Raw genomic sequence first — 12,928 nt, forward strand, 5'->3', positions numbered from 1 at the left:
GATTGTTTTTATTTTACAAATACATTGATTTTACGTGTCATTGAATCTCCATCTGCATCTATCACTTTTATCTCAAAAGAACTCATCCCTTTTGATATTGCTTTAAATTCAAGTTTATCTTTTTTAATGGAAATCTCTCCATTTTTAACATTAGAGAAGCTGTATTTTGGTTTTTTCTCAAAACCTTTAAAATAGTTTACTAATTTTAAATCTAATATGTCATTTTCATTTATAAAAAAATGAGGTTGTGCCATCCAATGTAAGTATTCTTCCAATTGTGTATAGCCATTTTTATCATCATCTAAATTTGAATCTGAAAAATCATTTTCAGTAGAATTTACGTTTAAATTATGTATTGTTTCCCACCAATTTGGCAACCCATCATTGTCTGTATCCCAATCTTTAGGTCTTATTTCACTTACATAATCAGGAAAACCGCCTGCATCTTTTTCTGTATCTATCATCCCCGGTAAATTACTTTTCTTTCCTTTAAAACTGTGTGTTCCTTTTAAAGTTTCCTTTATAATACGGTGATCGTGTTTGTCAAAAAATGGCTGAGTAGCACCAACATCAGATAGTACATTTTTATAAGCCTCTTTGGCAGATTGTGTATTTATATATGATAGGAAAAATGGTTCATCTACAAAAGTCTCATATTTCACTATTTCATTATTTCTTATCTTAGACCTTCTTCCTTTTTCTTGACTATTTTCATCAAAGTATCCAGGCATCACATTTCCTTTGAAAAAATAACGCTGACTTCCTTTTCCTACGCCTTCGTGATCAGCTGTTAAGGCTATAAAAATATCTGAAGCACCACCTGGCTTGTAATAATTATTCACAAAATTTACTTCATTAGCTCCTCCGTCAGTAGTTCTATGTCCCCAGTTATATACCACATTATTTCTGATATCTAAACGACCAGAGTAATAACCATCACCATTTAATCCACCTCCCATACTCCAGTTTCTTCCGTAGTTATGTGCTAGTAAATTATGATGAAAACTTCCTATATCTCCTCCAATAGTTGCAGCATAACCATGCATTTTTCCATTTTCATATTTACCATGACCAGCTACGTTTAATGCTTCAGAAATTAGAGTACGTTGTAAAGTAATATAATGAGCTCCTCTTGAACTGAAAGATTCATCAATTGTCCAACTAATAGAACAATGATCAATAATACTATGGTTTGCACCAGTAAGCCCCATTCCATCATAAGTTCTACCAGCTCCAATTCTTACTCTTATAAAACGAGCAATTCCATCATCACCTGTTAAACCGACAGGAGCTCTAGTAATTGTTATTCCTTCTCCTGGTGCTGTTTGACCTGCAATAGTTGTGTAAGGTTGATTTATTACTAATCGTGATTTTAATTCAATATTTCCAGATACATTAAAAATAATGGTTTTAGACCCTATTTCCTGATTTACAGCATCTCTAAAACTTCCTGGTCCGTCGTCGTTTAAATTAGTTACTGTAACTACTTTTCCTCCACGACCACCAATAGCAAATCTCCCATAACCTTCAGCTCCTGGAAATGCTAATTGTGCTGGTTTCAAAGACCATAAATTTCCTTTTGTAATATTCCCTTTATTATCAATAGCATCTACGCGCCAAAAATACTTTTGCATGCTATATAAATCTGAAACTACAAACCTACTATCAGTTAATTCACCTTTAAATTCATCTGTATTTTTATTTGCATTAATCACCTTATTTTTATCTTCTCCAAAATACATGTGAAATGAAGACGTTCCTTTTGGAGATGCCCATTTTAATTCTAAATCTTTATTAACTACAACGTGTTCATCTCCATTTTCAGGAAAAGGTGTATTGGTTTGTTTTTTTAAATCGGGTGTATCAATTTCGAAACCATTAAAAAGCATTTCTGCTATTTCTGAATTTGATTTTGAATTGATTTCAAAACGAATAATAACTGGTTTATTTTCTTTTGCCTCAAACTCTAAGTAAGCTGTTTCAGATGCTATTTTAGCAAATACACGATTACTTTGCGAAACCGTTTTTATTAATTTATCGTTTACATAAATATTTATAGAGGTATACTTTTTATCTCCTATTTTATCGAAGGTATTATGAAATGTAATTAAAGAATGTATTCCCGGTTTTAATCCTAAAATTGTCATTTCTAATGGTGCTTTAGAGAACAATCCGTCGCTCACCAACTGAGCATAATGAGGTGCACTCATACCTAACTTGAACCATTTCGAAGTAAAATCACCTTTTAACTTAATCGAGACATCGTCAAAAGATTTTTCATTTTCTTTTGCTTCATTTATTACCCATGATTTGTATGTGGGATCATGAACTTCATCTAACCTTCTTCCTGCAAAATCGAAATCTACTTTAAGACTTTGTTTTACGGTGTTATCTTGCTTTGTTTGACATTGTATGTTTATAACAACACAAACCGTCATTATAAAATATTTCAGTATATAATTAATAGTTTTCATTTAATTCAAATTTAGTTTTTGGTTTAAATCTAATTCTAATAGATTTTGAATATCTTTTTTTCGTGATTCAGGCGTTACCTGAATAATATTTACTTTTCCGTTTTCTAGTTTAACTTCTACAGTGGTATTTCTTGAAGCATGTAATTTAAAATGTACATTCCACTCTTTAGGCCATGCAGGGAACAATAAAATTTTTCCATCAATTTCTTGTAATAACATCTCTTGCATACCAATCATCCCAGAACCTCCCCAGTTGTGGTCTGGAACCCAATCAAATCCTGGTCCCCAAAACGCAGGGAAACGTCTTTCAGAATTTGCCATTTTTAGCAAATTATATTTTGAAGCTTCCTCTGTTAAACCTAGTCTGGCAGCAAAAATATTGTCTTGTTTCCAACCCACGTAACTCCTAAATTTTAGTGCATCTTCATCTAAAAAATATGTGTTTTGAGCAACTTCCAAATCTGCTTGTCCAATGCCATATAACTTCCAAGGAAACACAGGATATAATTGAGCGGGTTCTGTGTTGTTGATACGTTCCCATGTTTTTGCAGGAGCTAATACTTTTTGATGATTGATTTCTCTAAAATTTAAAGGCGGAATTCTGGTTTGAAATGCTTTTAAATAGTCTATTTCTTCTTGAATTAAATCTTTAGAAGACACTTTTAGCAACTTTTCTGAAATGACTTTTAAAGCTGAAATTGTACTATTGGCATTATTTGCCATTTTATAAGTTTCGACTGCTGACCCTGGATACAACACTAAATGCCCATTAGCATCTAAAGATTTTCTGCCACGTTTTTTAGCTAGATATTGATAGTGCTCATCAAAAAAACGAAGACAACTTAAAATAAATTTATTGTATTTTTTTACATCCTTCTTAGCATATTCTTTTTGCTCCAACATCATGTTACAAAACTCAAAAACGGTATCCCATTGGTATTCTAGCCACGCGTTATACTGCATACCAGGATCATAGCTTTCTGGTCGTTTCCATTCGTATTCTGCAGGATTTGGCAATCCGAAATTTTCTAATTGCTCGGTAAATGCAGCGCCTTTGTGATTCCAATAAACTTGACTGCGTAATTCGGCGTTTTTTTGAAGACTTAAATAGTAATCCAATTGCGAATCCATCATATCAAAATCACCACTTTTTAACATTGGAAAATAAACCAAACGTTGATTTTGTTGGGTCATGGTTCCCCCTCCCCAGTTTCTAAAATCTGGCGTAAAAGGATGATCTTCTTTTGTATAAACCGGATCGACTGTAAATAAACCACCATTAAATTTTGTTGGATATTTTCCATAAGCATTGGCTCCCAACATATAACGAAACAACTGATAATTTTGTCCTATTTGATATACAGAATCCTGTTCTTTTACATTTTCATTCTGAGTGTAAATAAAACTCCTATCCCAATACTGATTCCACCATTTTTTTGTTTTTTTTTTGTCTGCCTTATAAGAACCTATAAAATCTTGCAAACCTTGTTTATAAACCGAAATGCTTTTATTTTGAGCGATATGTAAATAAATTGATAATTGATGTTTTTTACTCAGTTTTTCACTCTCTAAACTAAATCCTTTAAAATCGGTATCTTGGTATTTTCCAGTATACGTTCCAGCAATCTTCATGTTTTTTCCTTTCATAACACCTCCAAAAGTTAAGTACTTTAAAGGATTCATCATTTGGTCTTTTACAACTCCCATTTGTTGCTGTGCTACCGCCACATCAAACACAGTTTTTTCTCTATTTTGATGATAAAAAGAAATGCTGTTGTTTTCAAAATCAATGGAATCTTTATAGGTAATAATATCTCCTTGAGGAGCCCATTTGTACGAATTTGCATTATTGGCTTTTCCTTTTACTGGTCTATTTTTATGTCTCCAACTTTCGTAAGAGGCTTTTACACTTAAAGATTCTTTACTTTTTATATCTACATGAATTACAGGGAGAGAAACATCTATCCAAAGTTTTATGTCCGTATTATTTTGAGAGATTTTCACATAACCATCATGTAATACCAACTCCTGATGAAACCCATCTTTATTTTTAAATGGATTTGGACTTAACTCCACTTTTACACGACCCAATTTTAATAGGGTATTGTGCTCATCAAAGGTTCCACTTCTTGAAAAATAAAAATATACACTTCCCTGTTCAACCCAAACATTTACTCCAATATCTCCACCTCCTAGAGGCATAGATTCTGAAGCATTTTTACTTTGGCTTGTCCAAACTTGATTGTAATCGTTAAGCTCAGGAATTTGAGCATTTAGTATAATCGAAAACATCCAAAAAAAGTAAATTATGATCTTTTTCATGATTTGATTTTCTTCAATATTTATTACCAGTTATCGGTTCTAAAAGAGGACATAGGCAAACCTCCTGTGCTAAAAATTTCTGCTTTGGTAAAATCTTTAAACAAATACCTAACAGCTAAAGGTTTTTCTACATTTGGAGAAGATAATATCACTGATTTTCTTCTCATATAAGTTGTGGCAGGGTAAAACACTTTATTTTCTCCAGCTATTTCAAAGCCTACTACTTCTTTGTTATATGAAGTAATTCCATTAGGTATATTGTTAAAAGAAACCGTTACCGTACTTCCTTTTATTTCCATGGCATTAAACTCAGGACTTAAATATTCAAAACCATCTACTCCATAAGTTTTTGCCAAAGCGATATAAGCCAATCTATATCCACCCACTTTTTTGTTATTTGGGTGAATATTATTTTCTTCTCCAACATCCATTAACACTGCCATACCAGAATTAGAAATTTCCTTTGAAGCCTTTAATTGTGCTTCTCTTAAATAAGCCGAATTGTATTCTTCTTTCTGATCGGTTGGATGAAATTGTGCATAATTAAACGGTGCAATTTGGGCATAATAAAATGGAAACGCTCCTTGATTCCACAACTCACGCCATGACCCTACCATTTTTTTGAACAAATCTTTATACTCAAAAGGTCTTTCGTAATTAGATTCTCCTTGATACCAAAGAGCCCCTTTAATTCCATAACCAATCACAGGTGATAACATTCCATTAAATAAAGTTGTGGGTACACGATTTGGATTGCTTTTTAAATCACTTTCTGTTTTTGGGAATGGTAAAGTATTATCAAAATCTTCTAACATTTCTTTATTCATCCAAGCCTCTACATTAGAACCACCGTAAGACACATGAATTAACCCCACAGGAACTTGTAACACCTCTTGCAACAAACTTCCAAAATACCAAGCAGTGGCACTAAAACGACCTGTTGTTTGTGGACCTGCTACCTCCCAATGCCCTTCAAAATCATCTTTTGGTTCTAAAACAGTGGCTCTTGGTACTGTAATCAAACGAATATTTTTATTAGATGACTTAACAATAGCATCGTTCCCTTCTATGACCGGTTGTCCAGGAAAACCTTTTAAAGGCATTTCCATATTAGACTGTCCAGAACACAACCATACTTCCCCTATCAACACATTGTTAATGGTTTTTATTTCGCTACCATTTAATACTATAATTATATATGGTCCTCCTGCTTTGGGAGTTGTTAAGTTTGTTTTCCACTTTCCTTGTTTATCAGATTTAACCTGATATTCTTTTGCATCCCAAGAAGTAGAAATCGTCAATTTTTCATGCTTGTTTGTCCAACCCCAAATAGGAACAATACTTTCTTGTTGTAACATCATGTTATCTGTAAACAAAGCAGGTAATTTAATTTCTGCTTGTATATTCATAACAGCATACAAACAAACAATTGTTATGGTCACTAATTTTCTCATTTTTTTAATTTTTTTTGAATTTTAATATCTCCTAACAACCCTGATTTCACCATCATGGTTTCATCTAACCTATAAGGTGCAGTGCTCCATGTTAAACGATCTTGTTTTGATAGTTTTTCATCACCAATCAATCTATTAGCCCAAGTATTGGTCACTTTTATAATCAAGGTGTTTTCTCCATTTTTTAAAGCTTTTGAAATGTTTTTTCTATATGGATACGTCCATAAAACACCACAATCTTTTCCGTTTAAACTGATTTCAGCAATATTATTGATTTCATCAAACTCTAGGAACATATCCTTTTCAACCTCCTTATTCCAATCAAATGTTTTGGTATAAATAGCGGTTCCAGAATAATATTTAATACTATCATTGGTTGAAGTAGTCCAGTCAAAAAGTTCATGAATTTCAATTGGTTTTGATGGACCGTGAAATGCTTTATCAAACTGAATGGTCCAATCTTGATTTAAAGTTTTAACAGTTTCAAATGTTGACCAGTTTTTGTTTTCTTCTGAAAGTTTTTTATTTGTATTATCTTTAAATATAACAAAATAAGATGCATTTGCATCAAGCTTTATTGGAATAATCGTTCTTTCATTTTCAATCTTCCAAGTTGATAAATCTGTATATGTATTTGTTACTGGATTGAATAATATCGGTGTTTTCCCAGACACTCGAAATGAAACTTCTAAATCCTGTTTTTCTTGTTTTTGGTTAGATAGAAAATAAATAGACTCTTTATTACTCTCTCTATGCGTCCAAGCGATGGAACCCACTTCTTTTCTTTCTAAATTCAAAAATTTCACATCTTGAGCCACTCCAAACTCAGAAAACGTACCTCCTAAATATGGCAAACGTTTTACATCCGATTTCCAAATAAAATCTACTGCTTTTTGCCATGTTACTTTATCTTCTTTGGAATATTTTCCTGGAATACCATTTGGTTTTTCACCAACTAAAAGAGTAGCTCCAGCTTTCATTAATGCTTGAATTTTTTCTGCAACAGCCAAAGACATTTTGTTATTGGGATTCATTTTTGTTTTTCCTGGAAACAACAAAATACTGTAAGAAACCCCATTACTAAATATCACTTTACCGTTTACAACTTTTGCATTGTGCAGCAAAACATCGGCATTAAAAGAATCGTATTTATAGCCATCTAAGGCATTTACCCATTGCGACAAATCGGTTGTGTTTTTTGAATACGTCACCTCTTTAGGCATGGTCGCCGTTGGCTGCCCTAAATTTTCTAATCTCATTTTTTCTAAAGCCAAACGTTCTTCTCCAAAAATATTTGGTAAAAAAGGCAACAAACGATCTGGTAAAACAGAACGCGACGGAATCTCTTCACCTGTAAAAACAGCTAAATCAATTACTGGTTTTCCTTTTTGCAATTGAAATTGTACGCGCTGACAATAATCGAAAAATGCTTTGCCAGGTTCCCACCAAGTTTGGTCGCGTTGAAAAAATGTACCAATGCCATCCAATGTCATTCCTGGTTTTCTATCTAACCACGGATTATGAACAAATACATGATAAAAAAATCGGTTGATTCCTAAGGCATAATTTCTGTCTGCTAAGGTTTTTAAATTCCCTGGATGCTCATTCCAATCCATTCGCAACTCTGTAAAAGCTTCTGCTTGAATAATATCTTTATTATAAATATGTCCGCCAGAAATAGCATCCAGCATGTCATTTGGTTTATCATGGGTTGGACTCTTTAACCAAAATTCACCTCCTGGATAATCGACCGTTTTAAAATGCAATAAATTATCACTCAACATGGTAGGCGCTACATTCTCTGAACTGAATTTTACACCTGCTTTTTTTGCTTCTGCAGCTAAAGTTCCGAAGAAATTATCGGTAATTAATTCTGAAATGGTTTTTCTAACATCGTACAAAACTTGCTCGCTCATTTCAATACTTTCAAGAGGAATCCCAGCCATTACAGGTAAATAATCTACTAAATCATAACCTCTTCGTTTTTTAAATTCATCGCTAAAAACAGGCGACCAGTTTTGACTGCCACATTCCCAACTATCTAAATGTAAAATTTCAACCACTCTTGATACTAATTCTGGACCAGCCGTTCTAAGCATTTCACCAAACCAATGATCGAGTTGAAAACGAATAGCATCCGGATTAAATTTATCTACTTCCAAACCTTTTCCGGCACCACCAGTAGCATTTTCATGACCTGTAGATGTATGCCCCATTCTTAAAATACGCCAATGTCCTTTGGGAGCCTTCCAGTTTAAAACACCATCAGCATCAACAAATTCTGAAATATTAATCATTTTAGATCCATCAATACAATCTTCATCCTGCATATTAATTTTTCTTGTTTGCGGACTAATACGCCAAACAGCACCAGATTTCCCTTGATAATTATCAATTAAAGGCTCGTTTGAGAGTATAATTTTAGTCACTTTTAAAGCCTGTTTCCATTTGGCAGCATCTAAATCTTCAGCACCTGGCTCTGTACCTTCTGGGTTGTAAACAAATCGAAAATACTTTGCTTTAGTTGGTTTTATGCTGTGCGTGTAAAAAGCATCTGTATCTTGCCACCCATGTCTTGGTGCCTCCAATCTGCCTAAACTTGTAAAATTTTCACCATCATTGCTAACTTCTACTAATAATCGTTGGGCTTGATAATTATTGCCTTTGGTTTCAATTTGAATAGACTTACAATTGAAAAAATCCTCAAATTTATATTGCACCCAACCGTTTTCGTACAATCTGAATTGTTTTTTTTCAGTGGATCTATCCGTTAAAAAAGAGGCATCAAAATCTTGTAAAGTTGAAGTTACTTTTGGCTGTAAATTAATTGAAGTTTTAAAAACTTCTTTCACTGGCAACGCAAACGTTGCGATATCTTTATAGTAATCCTGATAATGCTTTGGAACGAGTAATTTTAAATGATTGGTTTCATTGTCAGAAACTATGGTATCTGTCCAAACTACTTTTTGCATGGACATTTTAGGTGTAATCCATGGTCCTCCAGCTACTGCAAATCCATCGGCTGCATGAAACGCGATTTTCAACCCTAATCTATCGGCTTCGGTTAAAGCCCAATGCACCATGTCCCAAAATTCCTTGCTTAATTGTAAAACAGGCGGATCAATTAGCGGTTTATCATCAGGGCCTTTAATCGTCATTAAATAAGCGCCTCTTATACCTCCTTGTTTCATGGCTTCTAAATCGGCTGTAATTCCTGTTTTAGAGTAGGCGCTTTTCATCCAATACCAATACACCCATGGTTTCGACGAGTCTTCCGTAGGTTCAAAAAATGACAGCTTTTCCTCTTGGTTGGTTTTACAATTAAATACAACCAAAAACAGAACAAAGTATATTAGGTGTTTTAAGTTCATTTAATACTTAAATTTTTCAAGATTCTTATTTAATCCATTTTTGGTTGTGTTGAACGGTAATAAATAAAAACTGTATTCATAATTTTTTGACGGAATTTGATATTTTTCCATGGGAGCACCAACCGGAGACCAACTATCATTTCCTCCAATTCCCATCTGAATCAAATCAATATTTAAGGTTAAATAACCTACATCAACCAAATTAAAAGTATGTTTGGCTTGATTTAAGTTTTCTTGTGTATATGGCCAAACACTCATACTTAAAGGCTGTGCTCCTACAACCAAAAGCCCTTCGTTTTGAGTGGAAGTTGTACAAGCCAACCATCTTACATCGGTTCTATTTCCATTTTCTTGAGGCATTACATAAGGCTCTGTAAAATCTTTTAAAGGCAATGAATATTTGTTAACCATAAACCCGTGACTACGATCTATATAGTTTTCTAATTGTCCTTTTCCATACCAAGAAATTTGATTGAAATTATTTTCAACCCCCATCTGCATTCCTATTTTCGGAATATTTGGCAAATCAGAAGAAGCGTTTAATACATAATCAACCCTAATTAAACCATTCGGTTTGATGTTGTAAGTGATAAAAACATTTGCACTGTCTTTGATCACCTCGTAATTAGAAATTACCAATATCTCATTTCCTGCTTTTTTAGTTTTTACTGATGTTATTTTTGGTTTATTTTCATACCACTGCTTCAACACTTTATGTGGCTTCCATCCTTTTTTATCGTTATCGGTTAAAGGACGTGTAAAGTTTGGCATTAATGGAGCAAACACTTGTTCTGTCCCCTTAAAAACATATGAATTTAATGCTCCATTATGTTTATCTATTTTTATATTAAACCTTTTTCCTTTGATAGAAAAAACATCATTACTTTCTAAAACATCTATCTCTCCATCAATTTCAGAAAGATAAGAAGTCGTAGTTTTCTTAATTAAAAACTGATCTTCTGCAACAGTATGTCCTTTTGTTGCCCATAGCTCATCTTTTGATAATTGAAATTTAATATTGACAAAATATTCTGCATCAGCTTTAAGTTTCTGGATGTACTTTTTTATATCCAAATCCATTTTTTGTCCTGCTGTTAATTCAAAAGGTTTTAAAACAACTTCTTTTACTACGTTTCCATTTTTTAAAATTTGTAAAATAGGAGTATAATCTTTCAGCGATTTTATGGCTTGTCTGTTTTTAATAATTAGTGTATTTCCATCTAATTGACAAGTCACAGGTTGATACACCCATTTGTTTTCGTACATCGCTGCTTTTGGTCTACCATCAGATGCTACCACACCATTAATACAGAAATTCCCATCGTGTCTTACTTCTCCAAAATCACCTCCATAAGCATAAAATTCTTGCCCTGTTTTTTCATCTACCTTTAATAAACCTTGGTCTTTAAAATCCCAAATACAACCACCAATTATTCTAGGTAATCTTCTAAACTCATCCCACAATTCTTTTAGGTTTCCTGTTGAATTCCCCATAGAATGTGAATATTCCACAAATAAAATAGGTCGTGTATCCGCTTTATTATCCACCAAAAACTGTGGTGTGAATACTCCTGGGTAAAAACGACTGACCATATCTACATACGGTTCATCTTTTGGGTTTTCAAAACGGTGTGAATGATCTCCAGTGGATGGATATCTTGGATCTCGTTCGTCAATATATCCGTCTAACCTTGGATTTCCTTGTGCAGGTTCAAAATGCACTGGTCTTGTAATGTCAAAATCATGAGTCCAACCAGCCATGGCTGCATGGTTTGGTCCTTTTCCTGCTTCGTTCCCTAAACTCCACATAATTACACTTGAATGATTTTTATCACGCTCTACCATTCTGGTCATACGCTCTAGGTAAGCATTTGTCCAACTTGGATCATTACTCAATTTTCCACCCAAACCATGCGTTTCTAAATTGGCTTCATCCATCACCATAATTCCATATGCATCACATAATTCGTAGAAATATGGATCGTTAGGGTAATGACTTGTTCTGATGGTATTAAAATTAAATTGTTTGATGGTTTTTACATCATCTTCAATATCTTTTCTCATCAATGCTTTTCCTCTAATAGGATGATGATCGTGACGATTAACCCCATAGATATATGTTTTTTTTCCATTGATTAATAACTTCCCGTTTTCTTTAGAAAACTCAATAGAACGAAACCCTACTTTACAAGATTTTACTTCCGAAATATTTCCATTTTCATCTTTTAAAGTCATGACCAACGTGTATAAATTTGGTGCTTCTGAACTCCACTTTTTAGGATTTTTGATCGTCTTTTCAAAAAAACCAAAACGAACATTATCCAAACGAGGATAACTTTCATTTACAATAGCTTTGGCTAAAGTATCTATAGGTTTTTCAAATAAAGCCTCGTTTTTATCATTATACAACTGAAACTCAAACGAAGCATTCTTAATAGTATCTCCAGTTAAGTTTTCTAATTTTGGACGTAATTGAAAAACAGCATCTTTATACTCTTTATCTAATTTTGTTTGATAGAAAAAATCTTGAATGCGTAGTTTTGGTTCAGCCATCACAAAAACTTCTCGCTGAATCCCACTCATTCGCCAATGGTCTTGATCTTCTAAATAAGCACCATCACTATAGCGAATTACCTGAACCGACAATACATTTTCCCCTTCTTTTAAATATGGTGTTATGTTAAATTCTGATGGTAAAAAACTATCTTCTCCATACCCTAAAAACTCGCCATTGATCCATACTTGAAAAGCAGAACTAACCGCTCCAAAATGAAGCGTAACCGTCATGTCTTTTTGCCAATCACTAGGCACTGTGAATTTACGTTGATAAGACCCTACACTATTGTCATACTTAGGAACAAAAGGTGGATTGATAGGTCTAAAAGGATACACAGCACTTTTGTAAATTGGAATTCCGTAACCAAATAATTCTATATTAGAAGGCACTTCTATTTTATCCCATTCCTTTACTTCTTGCTTGTAAAAATCCTTAGGAGCTTGTACTAAGTTTTTTGCATACTTAAAATTCCACTCACCATTTAACATGATGAAACGACTTTTTTCTCTATTCCCTTCTAAAGCATCTGCAACGGTTTTATAAGAATAAGCCGTAGCTCTTGCAGGTTGCCTGTTGATGCTTGTTACCAACGGATCTTCCCAAGGTGTAGATTTATATTTCTGAGGGGCATTAGGAATCCCTGCAGGCTCTCCTGTAACTGTTTGTGCCTTCATATTTGAAATCCAACAGGCAAAAATTAATATGACAAGCGTTTTTATATTCATTAATTATCTATTAAAACATTCTGTT

5 protein-coding genes are annotated in these 12,928 nt (G+C 33.5%); all 5 read right to left on the reverse strand.

Features of this window, described 5'->3' with window-relative positions; genetic code table 11:
• Positions 1-8: 8 nt before the first annotated feature.
• Genes LPB03_RS10450 through LPB03_RS10470 form a run of 5 tightly spaced genes read right to left on the reverse strand, consistent with a single transcriptional unit; the run spans position 9 to position 12,852 of the window.
• Positions 9-2,474, reverse strand: a complete 2,466-nt coding sequence (locus tag LPB03_RS10450; protein WP_065319559.1) for a pectate lyase family protein — start codon at positions 2,472-2,474, stop codon at positions 9-11.
• Complete coding sequence (locus LPB03_RS10455) at positions 2,475-4,796, reverse strand: DUF5703 domain-containing protein (RefSeq protein WP_065319560.1); 2,322 nt, start codon at positions 4,794-4,796, stop codon at positions 2,475-2,477.
• A gap of 23 nt (positions 4,797-4,819) precedes the next feature.
• Positions 4,820-6,250, reverse strand: a complete 1,431-nt coding sequence (locus LPB03_RS10460) for a sialate O-acetylesterase (protein ID WP_065319561.1) — start codon at positions 6,248-6,250, stop codon at positions 4,820-4,822.
• Positions 6,247-9,621 carry a glycosyl hydrolase gene (locus tag LPB03_RS10465; protein ID WP_065319562.1) on the reverse strand — a complete coding sequence of 1,125 codons (3,375 nt, stop codon included), beginning with the start codon at positions 9,619-9,621 and terminating at the stop codon, positions 6,247-6,249. The genes LPB03_RS10460 and LPB03_RS10465 overlap by 4 nt, the downstream gene beginning before the upstream one ends.
• On the reverse strand, positions 9,622-12,852 hold the full coding sequence (locus LPB03_RS10470; RefSeq protein WP_231953091.1) for a glycoside hydrolase family 2 TIM barrel-domain containing protein: 3,231 nt from the start codon (positions 12,850-12,852) through the stop codon (positions 9,622-9,624). It lies immediately after the preceding gene.
• Positions 12,853-12,928: the final 76 nt, after the last annotated feature.

This window comes from Polaribacter vadi (genome assembly GCF_001761365.1).
In the GTDB taxonomy this organism is placed as follows: Bacteria; Bacteroidota; Bacteroidia; order Flavobacteriales; family Flavobacteriaceae; genus Polaribacter; species Polaribacter vadi.